14 protein-coding genes and 1 other RNA gene are annotated in these 15,832 nt (G+C 67.7%); 8 read left to right on the top strand and 7 right to left on the bottom strand.

All coding sequences use genetic code 11. From position 1 onward, the window contains the following. Positions 1-1,111, top strand: a 1,111-nt coding sequence (gene sucB, locus E3T48_RS01135; RefSeq protein WP_134522042.1) for a 2-oxoglutarate dehydrogenase, E2 component, dihydrolipoamide succinyltransferase, incomplete at its 5' end; no start/stop codon positions are given. Between the two features lie 27 nt (positions 1,112-1,138). Here sucB and E3T48_RS01130 read toward each other — a convergent pair. Continuing rightward, positions 1,139-2,677: a serine/threonine-protein kinase gene (locus E3T48_RS01130; RefSeq protein ID WP_134522041.1), complete on the bottom strand. Its 1,539-nt coding sequence runs from the start codon at positions 2,675-2,677 to the stop codon at positions 1,139-1,141. A gap of 225 nt (positions 2,678-2,902) precedes the next feature. Between E3T48_RS01130 and lipB the strand changes: the two genes are divergently transcribed. Genes lipB through E3T48_RS01115 form a run of 3 tightly spaced genes read left to right on the top strand, consistent with a single transcriptional unit; the run spans position 2,903 to position 5,284 of the window. Beyond that, positions 2,903-3,538 (top strand): lipoyl(octanoyl) transferase LipB, encoded by a 636-nt coding sequence (lipB, locus tag E3T48_RS01125; RefSeq protein ID WP_134522040.1) that lies wholly within the window; start codon positions 2,903-2,905, stop codon positions 3,536-3,538. Next, complete coding sequence (lipA, locus tag E3T48_RS01120; RefSeq protein WP_134522039.1) at positions 3,535-4,524, top strand: lipoyl synthase; 990 nt, start codon at positions 3,535-3,537, stop codon at positions 4,522-4,524. The genes lipB and lipA overlap by 4 nt, the downstream gene beginning before the upstream one ends. A gap of 49 nt (positions 4,525-4,573) precedes the next feature. Next, on the top strand, positions 4,574-5,284 hold the full coding sequence (locus E3T48_RS01115) for a DUF4191 domain-containing protein (RefSeq protein WP_134522038.1): 711 nt from the start codon (positions 4,574-4,576) through the stop codon (positions 5,282-5,284). 16 nt (positions 5,285-5,300) lie between these two features. Here the strand turns inward: E3T48_RS01115 and E3T48_RS01110 are convergent, their stop codons facing one another. Then, positions 5,301-5,744, bottom strand: coding sequence for an RDD family protein (locus tag E3T48_RS01110; protein WP_134522037.1), 444 nt, complete (start codon positions 5,742-5,744; stop codon positions 5,301-5,303). A gap of 144 nt (positions 5,745-5,888) precedes the next feature. Here E3T48_RS01110 and glnA point away from each other — a divergent pair, with 144 nt between their 5' ends. Beyond that, positions 5,889-7,313, top strand: a complete 1,425-nt coding sequence (glnA, locus tag E3T48_RS01105) for a type I glutamate--ammonia ligase (protein WP_134522036.1) — start codon at positions 5,889-5,891, stop codon at positions 7,311-7,313. Positions 7,314-7,450: 137 nt separating this feature from the next. Here the strand turns inward: glnA and E3T48_RS01100 are convergent, their stop codons facing one another. Further along, entirely contained in the window at positions 7,451-10,483 is a 3,033-nt protein-coding gene (locus E3T48_RS01100) for a bifunctional [glutamine synthetase] adenylyltransferase/[glutamine synthetase]-adenylyl-L-tyrosine phosphorylase (RefSeq protein ID WP_134522035.1), read from the bottom strand. Between the two features lie 23 nt (positions 10,484-10,506). Further along, a complete protein-coding gene (locus E3T48_RS01095; RefSeq protein ID WP_134506403.1) occupies positions 10,507-11,844 on the bottom strand; it encodes a glutamine synthetase family protein in 1,338 nt (445 codons plus the stop codon). Positions 11,845-11,946: 102 nt separating this feature from the next. On the opposite strand from E3T48_RS01095, the gene panB reads away from it, so the two are divergent. Then, complete coding sequence (gene panB, locus E3T48_RS01090) at positions 11,947-12,819, top strand: 3-methyl-2-oxobutanoate hydroxymethyltransferase (RefSeq protein WP_134522034.1); 873 nt, start codon at positions 11,947-11,949, stop codon at positions 12,817-12,819. 3 nt (positions 12,820-12,822) lie between these two features. Here panB and E3T48_RS01085 read toward each other — a convergent pair whose 3' ends face one another. Then, on the bottom strand, positions 12,823-13,011 hold the full coding sequence (locus E3T48_RS01085; RefSeq protein WP_134522033.1) for an SPOR domain-containing protein: 189 nt from the start codon (positions 13,009-13,011) through the stop codon (positions 12,823-12,825). A 12-nt stretch (positions 13,012-13,023) separates the two neighbouring features. On the opposite strand from E3T48_RS01085, the gene map reads away from it, so the two are divergent. After that, positions 13,024-13,890: a type I methionyl aminopeptidase gene (map, locus tag E3T48_RS01080; protein ID WP_134522032.1), complete on the top strand. Its 867-nt coding sequence runs from the start codon at positions 13,024-13,026 to the stop codon at positions 13,888-13,890. A gap of 16 nt (positions 13,891-13,906) precedes the next feature. Beyond that, positions 13,907-14,671: a polyphosphate--glucose phosphotransferase gene (gene ppgK / locus E3T48_RS01075; RefSeq protein WP_134522031.1), complete on the top strand. Its 765-nt coding sequence runs from the start codon at positions 13,907-13,909 to the stop codon at positions 14,669-14,671. Between the two features lie 9 nt (positions 14,672-14,680). Here the strand turns inward: ppgK and rnpB are convergent. Next, positions 14,681-15,057, bottom strand: an RNA gene (rnpB, locus tag E3T48_RS01070) — RNase P RNA component class A. A 35-nt stretch (positions 15,058-15,092) separates the two neighbouring features. Continuing rightward, positions 15,093-15,830 (bottom strand): zinc ribbon domain-containing protein, encoded by a 738-nt coding sequence (locus tag E3T48_RS01065; RefSeq protein ID WP_134522030.1) that lies wholly within the window; start codon positions 15,828-15,830, stop codon positions 15,093-15,095. Positions 15,831-15,832 lie beyond the last annotated feature (2 nt).

Genomic DNA, 15,832 nt, shown 5'->3' with positions numbered 1-15,832 from the left:
CGCGCCCGCACCGATCGAGCCTGCGCCCGTCGCACCGGCCCCGGTGAATGTGGCACCCGTCGCAGCACCTCTGGCTCCGGCACCGGCCGCACCAGCCCCGGTCGCAGCGCCCGCGCCCGTTGCGGCTGCACCGGTCGCAGCCCCGGAACCGGTCACAGCGCCGGCCCCCGTGGCCGCACCGGTTGCCGAGCCCGTGTCCCGCGGCTCGCACGCCGGGACCAGCGGCTACGTCACGCCGATCGTGCGGAAGCTCGCCAACGAGGCCGGCGTGGACCTGTCCACCGTCTCCGGCACCGGCGTCGGCGGACGGATCCGAAAGGAAGACATCGAGTCGGCCAGGGTGACGGCATCCGCCGCCGCCGCCACGCCGTCCGCACCGGCCGTCGAGGTTTCGCCCCTGCGCGGCACCACCGTGCCGATGTCCCGCCTGCGCAAGGTCGTCGCCGAGCGCGCCGTCATCTCGATGCAGTCGTCGGCGCAGCTGACGACCGTCGTCGAGGTCGACGTGACCCGGGTCGCGATCCTCCGCGACAAGGTCAAGGCGGCCTTCCACAGCCAGACCGGCAACAAGCTGTCCTTCCTGCCGTTCTTCGCCCTGGCCGCGGCCGAGGCGCTCCAGGCGAATCCGATCATCAACGCCAGCATCGACGGCGACTCCATCGTGTACCCCAGCCAGGAGAACATCAGCATCGCGGTCGACACCGAACGCGGCCTGCTGACCCCGGTCGTCCGCAACGCCGGCGAACTCGATCTGGCCGGCTTCGCTGCTCAGATCGCCGACCTGGCCCAGCGCACCCGCGACAACAAGCTCAAGCCCGATGAACTGTCCGGTGGCACCTTCACACTCACCAACACCGGGTCGCGCGGCGCGCTGTTCGACACGCCCGTCGTCTTCCTTCCGCAGAGCGCGATCCTCGGCACCGGCGTCGTCTACAAGAAGCCGATCGTCGTCACCACGGACGGCCTCGACTCGATCGCCATCCGGTCCACGGTGTTCCTGGCGCTGTCCTATGACCACCGCATCATCGACGGCGCGGACGCCTCCCGCTTCCTCGTCATGATGAAGCAGCGCCTCGAGGCCGGAGCCTTCGAAGCCAACCTGGGCATCTGACAACCGGGCAGCTGACGCAGTCGGCTGTCAGTAGTCGAAGATCTGCCTGATCCGCCAACCGGCCTCGCCCTTGACCACAAGGACCGAGGCCGGTTTGCCGTCTCCCTCCGCCGACGCGTCCGCCAGCACCACAGCCACGAGGGCAACGTCGCCCCTGCGTTCGACAAGGGTCGGTGTCGTCTGACCGGCCTCTACCACGGGCACGGCACTTTCCCCCTGTTGACCCGCCCGGGCGGCCTGTCCGTCCGATGCCAGCGCCGCGGATCCGGCCTGGTCGACGCCGTCGAGACAGGCCACGGATGCCGCCCGGATGCACCCGGCGCGCAACCGGAGCAGCACCCGCACCGCCGGGACCGGCTCGTCGCCCTCGACGGCCGCCACATCCGCGGCTGCATCGCCCGGTTCCGCGATCGGCGCTGGCGTCTGTCGTGGGGACGCCGCGGAGGACGCCGCCGAGGAGGCCGGGACTGGTGCTGCCGGGGACGCTGATCCCGGGGCCGGAGCAGCGTTCCCACGTCCTCCGACAGGGTGATAGCCGAGCGTCAACAGCAGCACCGCACCGGCGGCGGCCAGGAGCAAACCCACGAGGATCGGACCGCGATGCGCCCGGAGCGCTTCGGCCCCGCGATCCCGGAGCCGGTCCGGGATCCGGGCATCCGCCAGCAGGCGTGCCAGCCCGCGCAGCCGGGCCCCCACCGCACCGGGCAGCCGCCAGGACCCGCCGGATTCGTCCGACCCGCCGGACTCCCGGCGTTCGTCCTCCGCACGCTGAGGAACACCGGCTGGGCGGCCAGTGCCGCCGCCGGCCAGCATGCCCCGGATAGATCGACGCGAGGCCCACCCGACCTCCTGGCCGGGCGTGCGGTCCGGCGCGGGCGCCCACTGGGCCACTGCCGTGGCCGGCGCCCATGCGAACAACCGCCGCTCAAGCTCGTCGAGCAGGCCGCGCAAGGGATGGCCCGGCGAGATCGACCCCAGCCAGGCAGCCGGGCCCGGCACCGGCGCGTCCCGGCCGGGTTCCACCCGGTCCAGCACTCCCAACGCGAAGGCGGTCACGCGGCGCTCCGCCTCCTCTGCCACGTTGCGCCGGTCCGGTCCAGGCGGGGGCAGCTCCCGCAGCCGCCCCAGCCCGGTCAATACGGGTCTTCCGGCGGGATCGAAGATGACCGCCGACGGGCTGAGCCCCTCGTGCACGTAGCCGAGCGCCAGCAGTTCGGCCAGAGCCGCCAGGATCGGCGCCAGGATCGTCACCGCCTCCCCCGGCGCGAGCCGACCGTCCTCGCCGAGCAGCCGGCTGAGGCGCCTTCCGGAGAGGTGTTCCTGTACGAAGCAGACTCGCCCGTCGGAGAGCGTTGCCACGTCGACGAGGGATGCGAATCGGCCTCCGGTCGTTTCGGTCAACACCCGGAATTCCCGCTCGATCACTGCTCCAGCCGTTTCCGGCCGGAAGATCTTCAGGGCGACGGGCGGGCGAGTGCCGGCCTCGATGATGCCGGCCTGGACCGGACCGGAGGGCACGCCGAGGTAGACGTCGGCGCGTTCACTGGCACCGAGCCGACGGAACACCCGATACCCACCGACTATCGCCCAACCGGACACCGACCCGGACGCCGATTCGAACGTCGATTCGGGGAGGCCCGCCCTCGACACCGGGCCCGGGTCACGCCTCGCTCTGTTCCTCATCCGCCGGAGTGTGCGCCCGCTGCGGGGATCCAGGGGCGCCTGGGCGCGTTCCGGGGAGAATCGGCGCGGGCGGCAGACACGGAGGACAAGCTGACCTAGACTGGCCGGATGCTCGACTTTGTCGTCGCGGGGCTAAGCGCCAACTCCGTGCCGTATGTTGAGGGCCTTGAGCTCCAACGCGCAGTCCACCGTTCCGTCGTCTCCGGTGAGAAACCCGACACCGTCATCTTCCTCGAACACCCTGCCGTGTATACGGCCGGGAAACGCACGGAGCCGGAGGAGCGCCCAACGGACGGCACCCCCGTCATCGATGTCGACCGGGGCGGGAAGATCACCTGGCACGGACCGGGCCAACTGGTCGGCTACCCGATCCTTCGCCTCGCCGAACCCATCGACGTCGTCGGGTATGTCCGGATGCTGGAAGGGATCCTGATCGACGTGCTCGACCAATTCGGCATCGTCGGCCGCCAGGTTCGCGGTCGTTCCGGCGTCTGGGTCGGTCCGGACGGATTCGAAGAGAAGATCGCGGCCATCGGCATCCGCGTCGCCGAAGGAGTCACCATGCACGGATTCGCCCTCAATTGCAGCAATTCCCTGGAGGCGTACAGCCGCATCATCGCGTGCGGCATCAAGGACGCCGGGGTGACGACCATGTCGCGCGTACTCGGCCGCGACGTCGCCACCTCGGAACTTATCGATCCGATCAGGGCCGGTTTCCTCCGCGCAATGGCGGTTGCAGCATGAACGCCGTGCCGGAGGGCCGGAAGATGCTCCGCCTCGAAATCCGAAACGCGGAGACACCCATCGAGCGCAAACCCGAGTGGATCAAGATCAAGGCCAAGATGGGGCCCGAGTATCAGAAGATGCAGAATCTCGTCAAGAGCGAGGACCTGCACACGGTCTGCCAGGAGGCCGGCTGCCCCAACATCTACGAGTGCTGGGAAGACCGCGAAGCAACGTTCCTGATCGGCGGCTCGCAGTGCACCCGGCGCTGCGACTTCTGCATGATCGACACCGGCAAGCCCGCCGAGTACGACCGGGATGAACCACGCCGGGTGGCCGAGTCCGTCGTCAAGATGCAGCTGCGTTACGCCACCGTCACCGGTGTCGCCCGCGACGACCAGCCCGACGAGGGCTCATGGATCTACGCCGAGACGATCCGGCAGATCCACCAGCAGAGTCCGGGCACCGGGGTGGAGATCCTCGTCCCGGACTTCTCAGGCAACCCTGACCACCTGGGTGAGGTCTTCTCGGCGAAACCAGAGGTGTTCGCGCACAACGTGGAAACAGTGCCGCGCATCTTCAAGCGGGTTCGCCCGGCGTTCCGGTACGACCGTTCCCTCGACGTGCTCAGCCAGGGCCGCAAGGCGGGCCTGATCACCAAGTCCAACCTCATCCTGGGCATGGGCGAAGAACGGGCCGAGGTCAGCCAGGCCCTGCAGGACCTGCACGACGCCGGCACCGACATCATCACGATCACCCAGTACCTGCGTCCGAGTGCTCGCCACCTGCCGGTCGCCCGCTGGGTGAAGCCGGAGGAGTTCGTCGAACTCAAGCAGGAGGCGGAAGCGATCGGATTCATCGGGGTGCTCTCCGGCCCGCTGGTGCGCTCCTCCTACCGCGCCGGACGCCTCTGGGCCCAGTCCATGCTGGCAACCGGTCGTGAGGTGCCGGCAGAGCTGCGTCACCTGGCGGATGCGACGCTCGGGTTCGCCCAGGCCGTCAGCTGACCCTAAAAACGGTCACCCTCCAGGCGAGCGACTCGGTAGTCTTGGAACCATGGCACGCAGCAAGGACAAGACTCCCCGCACCCCCAAAGAACCCGGCCGCCTGAAGCAAATGTGGCAGGTGTTCCAGATGACGAGGCGTTACGACTCGAACATCGTCCTGTTCATGATCCTGGCGTTCCTGATCCCGGTCGCGATCAGCCTCGTGCTCGCGTTCGTGTTCTCCCCTGGCAACGTCGTCACCATCGTGCTCTGGGTGATCGCCGGGGCCCTCGGCGGCCTCCTCGCCATGCTCATCATTCTCGGCCGCCGCGCCGAGAAGGCCGCGTACTCGCAGATCGAGGGCCAGCCCGGCGCGGTCGGCGCGGTGCTCCGCAGCTCGCTCAAGCGCGGCTGGGTCGGCAGCGAGATGCCGGTCGCCGTCAACGGCAAGACCCAGGATGCGGTCTACCGCGCGGTCGGTCGCGGCGGCGTCGTGCTGATCAGCGAGGGTCCGCGCACCCGCACCGCACGTATGCTCGACGAGGAACGGCGTATGGTCACCCGTCTGGGCGGCAGCATCGCCGTGACCGTGATCTCGGTCGGACCGGACGCCGACGCCGTTCCGCTTCACAAGCTCGCCCGTCGCCTCACCCGGATCAAGCCGACGCTGACCAAGGCCGAGGTCCTCGCCGTGAACAACCGCCTCTCGTCCATGACGAAGAAACTCCCGATTCCCAAGGGCGTCGACCCGATGAAGGCGCGGCCGCAGCGCGGTAACTAGCCGAACCCGGCATCCGTCAACTGCGGATGAGGACGGTGCCCGCGATCTTGTCGTGGAATCCGCGCTGGTCCGAGTCCCAGACCAGCGCGGGGATGGCGAAGCCCAGCAGCACCGAGCGAAGCATGGGGCGCCACACGCCCGGCCGGCCGCCGGTCAAGGAGATGACCCGGAGCCCGGCCAGCCGGTGACCGATGCTGCCACCGAGGGTCGGAATGAACACGATCTGAAGCAGCACGAACATCCCGCTCACGGCAAAGCCGTTGTAGTCCAGGAACGTGTAGTCGAACGCCCAGAATGCGGCCCCCGTGGCGAGAACCTGGTCGATGGCCAGGGCCGCGACCCGGCGGCCGACCCGGCCGACCGAACCGGCGCCGTCGTTCGGCAGGCCCAGTCGCTCCCCCGGCCATCGGCTCGGCGGAAGCTGTCCGAAGGTGGTCGGTTTGGAGGCTGAGGCAGACACGCGATGAGTCTAGCGAGCCGTCCCCGCTGTAACATGTGTGAAACATAAGCGTCACTGTCGGGTAATGCAGCCCCACTAATCTCAATGGAGCCGCAGTGCGCGACTTTTCGAGATTAACGCCCACGTCGTTTGGAGTAAAACCGCATGTTCCGCGATTCGTCAGAAGTGCTCAAATTCATCAAGGACACGGACGTCAAGTTCCTTGACATCCGTTTCACCGACCTGCCGGGTGTGCAGCAGCACTTCAACATCCCCGCGTCGACCGTCGACGAAGAATTCTTCACGGTCGGCCAGATGTTCGACGGTTCGTCGATCCGCGGCTTCGCATCGATCCATGAATCCGACATGCAGCTCATCCCCGACGTCACCACGGCGTACATCGACGCCTTCCGCACCGAGCGCACTCTGATCATGCTCTTCGACATCTACAACCCGCGCAACGGGGAGATCTACTCGAAGGATCCGCGCCAGGTTGCCAAGAAGGCCGAGAAGTACCTTGCGTCGACCGGGATCGCCGACACCGCTTTCTTCGCGCCCGAGGCGGAGTTCTACATCTTCGACGACGTTCGCTACGAGGTCAACCAGTACTCCAGCTTCTACTCCGTCGACTCCAGTGAAGGCGCCTGGAACTCGGGCCGCAAGGAAGAGGGCGGAAACCTCGCCAACAAGACGCCGTTCAAGGGCGGCTACTTCCCGGTCAGCCCGGTCGACCAGCACGCCGACATGCGCGACGACATCTGCCTCAAGCTCATCGCGGCCGGCCTGATCCTCGAGCGGAGCCACCACGAGGTCGGCACGGGCGGCCAGGGCGAGATCAACTACCGCTTCGACACCATGGTGCACGCGGCCGACGACCTGCTCAAGTTCAAGTACATCGTGAAGAACACGGCCAACGAGTGGGGCAAGACGGCGACGTTCATGCCGAAACCGCTTTTCGGCGACAACGGGTCGGGCATGCACACCCACCAGTCCCTCTGGGCCGGCGGCAAGCCGCTGTTCTACGACGAGGCAGGCTACGGCGGGCTCTCCGACGTCGCACGCTGGTACATCGGCGGACTGCTCAAGCACGCCCCGGCCGTGCTCGCGTTCACCAACCCGAGCGTGAACTCGTACCACCGCCTCGTCCCCGGCTTCGAAGCACCGGTCAACCTGGTCTACTCGGCCGGTAACCGCTCGGCGTCCATCCGGATCCCGATCACGGGCACAAACCCGAAGGCCAAGCGCATCGAATTCCGCGCGCCGGATGCCTCCGGCAACCCGTACCTCGCATTCGCCGCCCAGCTGATGGCCGGCCTCGACGGGATCAAGAACCGGATCGAACCGCACGAGCCGGTCGACAAGGACCTCTACGAGCTGCCGCCCGAAGAAGCCAAGAACATCCCCCAGGTTCCGGCGTCCCTCGAGGCCGCGCTGCTGGCCCTCGAGGAAGACCACGACTTCCTGCTCGCGGGGAACGTGTTCACCCCTGAGCTCATCGAAACCTGGATCGACTTCAAGCGCGAGAAGGAAATCAAGCCGCTGGCCCAGCGTCCGCACCCGTTCGAATACGAACTGTACTACGGCGTCTAGACCGTCTGGTCCGTTCGGTGATCGAGCTTGTCGAGATCTCGACAGGCTCGATCACCGGCGTCTCGATCACCGGCGTCTCGATCACCGGCGTCTCGATCACCGGCGTCTCGATCGCCGGCGTCGCAGGGAACAACGGCTCAGCCCCCGAAGGGTCCGGCGCGTTCGACGGGGCCGTAGAATCGACGTTCGAAGACGGCCCGCGCGCGGCGCGTCACGGCCAGGTAGTCCTCTTCGAGCCGATTCGCGGAGCCGGGCGGATACTCGAGCACCCGCGCGACGCCTTCGAGCTGGATCCGGTCGGCGGGGAGCACATCCGCGGTCCGGTTCGTCCAGAGGGTGATCGCGGAACGGCACCGGGAGGCGAACAGCCAGGCGGCCCGGAGGGTCTCGGCATCCGCTTCGCCGACCAGGTCTGCCCCCACGGCGGCCCGGAGCGCACCCAGGGTGGACGAGGTGCGGAGCGCGGGGATGCGCGCCGCATGCTGGAGTTGAAGCAACTGCACAAACCACTCGACGTCGCTGAGCGAGCCGCGCCCCAGCTTGAGGTGACGGTTCGGGTCGGCTCCTTGAGGGAGCCGCTCGCTCTCGACCCTGGCCTTGATCCGCTTGACCTCCCGCACCTCCAGCTCGCCGATGCTCTCCGGGTAGCGCACGGCGTCGGCGACCCGGTCGAAGTCGTGGAGGAGCGCGGTGTCGCCGGCCACTCCCCGACCGCGCAGCAAGGCCTGGGCCTCCCAGGTCAGGGACCATCGCCGGTAGTACGCCTCGTACGATTCGAGGGAACGGACGACCGGCCCGTTCTTGCCCTCGGGGCGAAGGCCCATGTCCAGGTCGAGCGGAAGCCGGTTGTCGTCGGTGAGCCGGTTCAGTTCCCGGACGATGAACGTAGCGCGGTCGTGCGCGGCTCCCCCGTCGAGCGCGCCGGCCCGGAAGACATACATGACGTCGGCGTCGGAGCCGAACCCGAGTTCGGCACCGCCGAAACGACCCATCCCGATCACCGCGAATTCGATGCCGTCGGTGGGCGCGCCCGGCTCCCCCGAGAGGTTCGTCCCACGGATGGCGGCGGTCACGCCCTGGATGATCGTGGCGGTCACGTCGGTGAGCCCCGCCGCAAGCTCGTCGATCGACAGCCGCCCGAGGATGGCGGAGAAGGCCAGCCGGAGCACCTCGCGGCGCCTGGCGGTGCGCATGATCGACGCCGCCGCGTCGGGGCTCTCGTGCCTGGCCAGCACCGCCCTGGTTTCCTCCTGGAGGGTGGCAACGGACCGCGGGCGCAGATCGTCCTCGTTTTCCAGCCAGGCCACTGACTCCGGGATCGTCTCGAGCAGTTCCCCGATGAAGCGGGAGGAGGAGAGCACCCGGGTGAGCCGTTCGGCCGCGCCGGACGAGTCGCGGAGCATCCGCAGGAACCAGTAGGTCGAACCGAGGCTGTCGCTGAGCCGCCGGAAGGACAAAAGGCCGTAGTCCGGATCCGCGCCCTCGGAGAACCACTGCAGCAGCACGGGGAGCAGGTGCCGCTGGATGGTCGCCCGACGGGACACCCCGCCGGTGAGGGCCGCGATGTGACCGAGGGCTCCCTTGGTATTGCGGAAGCCGATGGCGGCAAGCCGCGCCTCGGCCTGAGCGCTGGTGAGGTTGAGTCCCTCGGCCGGCAGTGCGGCCACAGCCGAGAGCAGCGGACGGTAGAACAGTCGCTCATGCAGGCCGCGAACGCGGCGCTTGACCTCGGCCCAGCGCAGGGTCAGCTGCGGGGCACTCGCGGCCAGGCCGGTCGCCCGGGCGAGAATGCGCAGGCTTGCCTCGTCCCGGGGCATCAGGTGGGTGCGCCGCAGCCTCTCCAATTGCAGCCGGTGTTCCATCAGCCGCAGGATGCGGTAATCCCGCGCGAATTCGGCGGCCTCTGCCCGACCGACGTATCCGCTGTCCGCCAGCGCGGTCAGCGCGGGGAGGGTGCCGGCCTGGCGCACGGCAGGGTCGGCCTGACCATGCACGAGCTGCAGCAGCTGCACCGTGAATTCGATGTCGCGCAGCCCGCCGGGTCCCAGCTTCAGCTGCACCGCGACCTCGTCGTCCGGGATGTTCTCGGTGACCCGCTCACGCATCCGCTGCACCGATTCCACGAAGTTCTCGCGGCTGGCACTGGTCCACACCATGGGTGCCACCGCCTCGATGTATCGCAGGCCGAGGCCGAGGTCGCCGGCGAGGGGCCTCGCCTTGAGCAGAGCCTGGAATTCCCAGCTCTTGGCCCAACGCTCGTAGTAAGCAAGATGGGATTCGAGGGATCGCACGAGCGCTCCCGACTTGCCCTCCGGCCGGAGATTCGGATCCACCTCCCACAGCTCGGATTCGATCGTCGGCTGGTTGAGTCCCCGCATCGTGAGGATGGCCAGCCGGGTGGCGATATCGACCGCCCGGGACGTTTCCAGCTCCTCGGCTGGGTCGGCCTCGGCGACGAAGATGACGTCGACGTCGCTCACATAGTTGAGCTCCGCGGCACCCGCCTTCCCCATCCCGATCACGGCGAGCCGGGTCGCCCGCACCTCGGCGGCGGGGAAGACCCCGTGCGAGGCCACGGGACCGCTCGCCATGCTGCGGGCCACGGCCAGTGACGCCTCGAGCGCGGCCGCAGCGAGGTCGGCGAGTGCCCGGGCTATGCCGTCCAGGCCGGCCACCGGGTCGGCCTGCTCCAGGTCGAACGCCGCCAGCTCCGCCAGCCGCCTGCGGTAGCGCACCCGCAGGGCAACCCACCCGGCGTCGTCGACGAGCGTCGCAAAACCGTCGACGGAGCCGACCGAGTCGAGAAGGTCAGCGGTCAGCGCCGGCCCGGCAGGCAGGTCGGCGCGAGCCTCCGCGAGCACTCCCAGTTCCTCGGGGTGCTGGAGGAAGAACTCGGCCAGGCCGCTGGAGGCGCCGAGCACCCTCAGCAAGCGCAGCGGCGCACCGGGGTGGGCCAGCAGAGCCCGCAACTGCGTCGGGGCCTGCCGGAGCAGCGCCAGCAATCCCGTGAGGGCACCGTCCGGGCTTGCCGCCAGGGCGAGCAGGGGCAGGAGGACCGACGGCTCAGGGCCGCCCAGTTCGGTGACCTCCTCGAGCCGGGCCCCGACCTCGCCGAGTTCGACGAATCCGACCCGGGCCAGGTCGGTCAGAGTCAGCGGATCCGGCTTCATTGCGTCCCGTCCCTCAGCCTGCGTCAGAGCATCTCCAGGTTCTTGTCAAGCTCGAACGGAGTCACCTGGGAGCGGTATTCCTTCCACTCCTGGCGCTTATTGAGCAGCACGTAGTTGAATACGTGCTCGCCGAGGGTCTCCGCCACCAGCTCGGATTCCTCCATGAACTGGATCGCGTGGTCGAGGCTCGCGGGAAGCTGACGGTAGCCGAGCGCCCGGCGCTCGGTGTCGCTGAGCCCCCAGACATTGTCCTCAGCCTCCGGCGGCAACTCGTAGCCTTCCTCGATCCCCTTGAGCCCCGCGGCCAGCATGAGCGAGTAGGCAAGGTACGGGTTGGCGGCCGAGTCGATGGCACGGTACTCGATCCGTGAGCTCTGGCCCTTGTTGGGCTTGTAGAGCGGCACCCGAATCAGTGCGGAGCGGTTGTTGTGCCCCCAGCAGACGAAGCTGGGCGCTTCGTCGCCGCCCCAGAGCCGCTTGTAGGAGTTGACGAACTGGTTCGTCACCGCGGTGATCTCCGGCGCGTGTTTGAGCAGGCCCGCGATGAACTGGCGGCCGGTCTTCGACAGCTGGTACTGCGCGCCCGCCTCGTAGAAGGCGTTCGTGTCGCCCTCGAAAAGAGACAGATGGGTGTGCATGCCGGAACCGGGCTGGTCGGACATCGGCTTGGGCATGAACGTCGCATAGACGCCCTGCTCGATCGCGACCTCTTTGATCACGGTGCGGAAGGTCATGATGTTGTCGGCGGTGGTCAGGGCATCCGCGTAACGCAGGTCGATTTCGTTCTGACCGGGGCCGGCCTCGTGGTGGCTGAACTCCACCGAGATGCCGAGGTCTTCGAGCATCCGTACCGACCGGCGCCTGAAGTCGTGGGCCGTGCCGCCGGGCACGTTGTCGAAGTAGCCGGCGGAGTCGACCGGGGTGGGCCCGTTCTTGCCGTACTTCGACGACTTGAGCAGGTAGAACTCGATTTCGGGGTGCGTGTAGAAGGTGAACCCGCGTTCGGCCGCCTTCGCCAGGGTGCGCTTGAGCACGTTCCGCGGGTCGGCGACGGCGGGCTGGCCGTCCGGAGTGGTGATGTCGCAGAACATCCGGGCCGTCGGGTCGACCTCGCCGCGCCAGGGCAGGATCTGGAACGTGGTCGGGTCGGGGTGGGCCAGCACATCCGCTTCGAACGAACGGGTGAGTCCCTCAATCGCGGACCCGTCGAATCCGAGGCCTTCGGCGAACGCGCCCTCGACCTCGGCCGGCGCGATGGCGACCGATTTCAGTGTGCCGACGACGTCGGTGAACCACAGCCGAATGAACTTGATGCCCCGTTCCTCGATGGTCCGAAGAACGAAATCGCGCTGCTTGTCCATTCACGCCCCTTCTTGTTGCTCCCTAGGCTACTGTCTGGCGCCGCATCCGGGGTGTAACAGGCCGCCGGCCGCCCGAATGCCGGCCCTGACTACACTTGAGGCATGCCAGAGCCGACCTCGTCCGACGCGCCAGCGCCCGTCATCCCGCAGAATCCGTTTGTCCCGGCGCCCGCCGGGCCCAAGCGAGTGCGAACCAGGCATTTCCACAACGCCAAGCAGCAGGGCATCCCGATCACGGGGCTGACCAGCTACGACATGCTCACGGCACAGATCTTCGACGCGGCGGGAATCGACTTCCTCCTGGTCGGCGACTCCGCGGGCAACAACGTCTTCGGCTACGAGACGACGCTGCCCGTCACGGTCGACGAGCTCATCCCCCTCACCCGCGCCGTCGCCCGCGCCGTCACCCGCGCCCTCGTCGTCGCCGACATGCCCTTCGGCTCATACGAGACCGGCCAGACCGAGGCGCTGCACACGGCCGTGCGGTTCATGAAGGAGGCGCAGGCCCACGCCGTGAAGCTCGAGGGCGGCGTCCGCAGCTACAAGCAGATCAAACGCATCGTCTCCAGCGGCATCCCCGTGATGGGCCACGTCGGTTTCACGCCGCAGAGCGAGCACGGGCTCGGCGGGCACATCATCCAGGGCCGCGGCGACGACGCCGAGCGCCTGATCAAGGATGCCCTCGCCGTCCAGGAAGCCGGGGCCTTCGCCGTCGTCCTCGAGATGGTTCCGGCGACCGTCGCCGCACAGGTCACCGCCCGGCTCGAGATACCGACCATCGGTGTCGGCGCCGGACCGGACGTCGACGGCCAGCTGCTGGTCTGGACCGACTTCGCAGGGATGACCGACGGCCGGGTCCCGAGATTCGTGCGCCAGTACGCGAATGTCCGCAGCGTCCTGACGGATGCCGTGCACCGCTTCAAGGACGACGTGCAGACCGGCGCGTACCCCGGCCCTGAGCACAGCTACGAGTAGCCGCTAGCGCCCTTCTGCCGCGTCGTCCGCGGCCCATTTGGCGCTGTTCGCGCGCAACTTCTCCAGCGCGTGGGATGCTTCCTCCCTGGTGGCGAACGGGCCGACCCGTTCGACAGACGGGGACTCGAAACCCTGTTCGACTGCGCTGGTGCGCATGTTGTACCAGAACTGCTCGCGCTCATCATCGGACATAAGGTTGATCCTATGCCTAAGGATTCCATCGGTCACCTGCTCCCCGGAACGGTGTCCCCGATCCGACCAGTTCCCCGCCACATCACCCGCCCGGAATATGTCGGGAAGGACGCGCCGGCCCGATTCACCGGATCGGATGTCTACTCCGCGCAGAAGATCGAGCTCATCCGCGAATCCGGACGGATCGCGGCCCGGGCGATTGAGGCTGTCGGCCGGGCGATCCGCCCCGGTGTCACGACCGAAGAGCTCGACGCGGTCGGCCACGACTACCTGGTCGCCAACGACGCGTACCCGTCGACGCTCGGCTACCGCGGGTATCCGAAGTCGCTGTGCAGCTCGGTGAACGAGGTGATCTGCCACGGCATCCCCGACAGCACCGTGCTGGAGGAGGGTGACCTCGTCAACATCGACATCACCGCGTTCAAGAACGGCGTGCACGGGGACACGAACGTCACGTTCATCGTCGGCCAGGCCGGCGAAGACGTCACCCTGCTAGTCGAGCGCACCCGTGAGGCCCTCGCCCGCGGCATCAAGGCCGTCGCCCCCGGCCGCCAGGTCAATGTGATCGGCCGCACCATCGAGTCCTACGCCAAACGCTTCAACTACGGGGTCGTCCGCGACTTCACGGGGCACGGCGTCGGCGAGGCCTTCCACTCCGGCCTGATCATCCCGCACTACGACTCCGCACCGGTCTATGACACCGTGATGGAGGTGGGCATGGTCTTCACAATCGAACCGATGCTCACCCTGGGTTCCCCCGACTGGGACATGTGGGCCGATGACTGGACCGTCACCACGAAGGACAAGGGCATCACCGCGCAATTCGAGCACACCCTCGTCGTCACCGAGACCGGTGCCGAGATCCTGACGCTTCCCTAACCGATAGGTTCTAACCATGAGTTCAACCACGGCAATCGGCATTGACATCGGCGGCACCGGGATCAAGGGGGCGGTGGTCGACCTCTCGACCGGTGCGCTCCTCTCCGATCGAGTGAAACTGCCCACGCCGAAGGGCGGTCGTCCTGCGGACATCGTCGAGACGGTGAAGGATCTGCTGAAGACCGTGTCCGAAAAGGCCGCCGCCCCCGACCTCCCGGTCGGGATCTGTTTCCCGGCCGTGGTCAAGAACGGCCACACGATGTCGGCGGCGAACGTCTCCGACAAGTGGATCGGGCTCGCCGCGGAGAAACTGTTCGAGAAGGGCCTCGGCCACCCCATCCACTTCGTCAACGACGCGGATGCCGCCGGTTACGCCGAGTCGCAATTCGGCGCAGCCAAGGGCGTCCCCGGCGTCGTCCTCCTGACCACCCTGGGGACGGGCATCGGAACCGCGCTGCTGAACGACGGCATCCTGGTGCCCAACACGGAGCTCGGACACCTCCAGATCGACGGCGTCGACTACGAGACCAGGGCGGCGTACTCCGCGAAGGAACGGGAAGACCTGACCTGGGAAAAATGGGCCGGTCGTCTGCAGAAGTACTACTCGACCCTCGAAACGCTCTTCTCCCCCGACCTCTTCATCGTCGGCGGCGGGGTGTCGAAGAACCACCAGCACTTCCTGCCGCTGCTGGACCTGAAGACACCGATCATCCCCGCGGTCCACCGGAACAACGCCGGCATTCTCGGAGCGGCCGCGCTCGCCGTCAAGAACCGCGCCTGACCCGGAAGTGGAATGGGCCGGCTGATACGCCGGGTTCTGTCCCGGTGCGCGAAGCACCCTGGACGGCCATCTATCTGGGGACTACGTTGCCGCAGCCCTCTAGCGGTCTACCCGGAAACTCGGCGAGCCGCCTTAACGTTTCCTGTCTGACCTTGCTCCGGACGAGGTTTACCAAGCCGACCAGGTCACCCTGGCCTCTGGTGGTCTCTTACACCACCGTTTCACCCTTACCTCCGGCCGAAGCCGGGGGCGGTCTACTTTCTGTGGCACTGTCTCGCGGGTTGCCCCGGGTGGGTGTTACCCACCGCCCTGCTCTGTGGAGCCCGGACGTTCCTCGGCATCCGACGCCCTGCGGCACCGGATGTCGCGACCGTCTTGCCGACCCATTCCGAAAGTCAATCCTACAGGTGCGATCCCCGACTCAGATCCCGGACTCCTCCGTGCGAACGAGGATGGCGCCGCAGTCCGGGCAGAACAGCACCTCGTCGGCCGGCGACGAACGGACTGCGTCCAGGTCGCTGCCGGTCAGCGTGATCGTGCAACCGCTGCAGGTGCGGGCGCGCAGCAGAGCGGCCGCGTTGCCTCGCCCCGACACTAACCGCTTCTCGTAGAGCGCAGCCAGGTCGTCCGTGATGCTGCCGGCGATGGCAGCACGGTCACGACGCAACTCGCCGAGTTGACGGTTCAGGTCGTCGAGACTCAGGTCACGGGCCTTCTCGGCGTCGGCGACCCGAACGGCGATAGCATCGCGTTCGGCTTCCACCTCGGCGACGGCGGTCTCGGCCTCCTCGAGCCGTTCCATGACCGCGATCTCGATTTCCTCGAGCGCCAGGAGGCGTTTGCGGAGCGCGACGAGCTCGGTCTCCAGCGCCTGGACGTCCTTCACCGAGGAGGTGTGCTGCACCCGGTCGGAGTCTCGGGCGATCCGTTTCTCGACCACGTCGACATCCGACTCGATCCGGTGCAGTTCGATTCGGATGTCCTCCGCGGCGCCGGCGCGGGTGCCGAGGGTCATCCGCGTCTTGTCGGCGGTGGCGGCGAGTTCCTTGAGCTCGGCGTGCTGCGGGAGCGCCTTCGTCTGGTGCTCGACCTGCTGCAGCCTGATGTCGAGGGCCTGAAGCCGGAGAAGCTCCTTCTGTTCTACGGGAGATGCCTTCACTT

The organism is Cryobacterium fucosi, from assembly GCF_004403515.1.
Taxonomy (GTDB): domain Bacteria; phylum Actinomycetota; class Actinomycetes; order Actinomycetales; family Microbacteriaceae; genus Cryobacterium; species Cryobacterium fucosi.
This window is presented reverse-complemented; position numbering and strand designations above follow the sequence as displayed.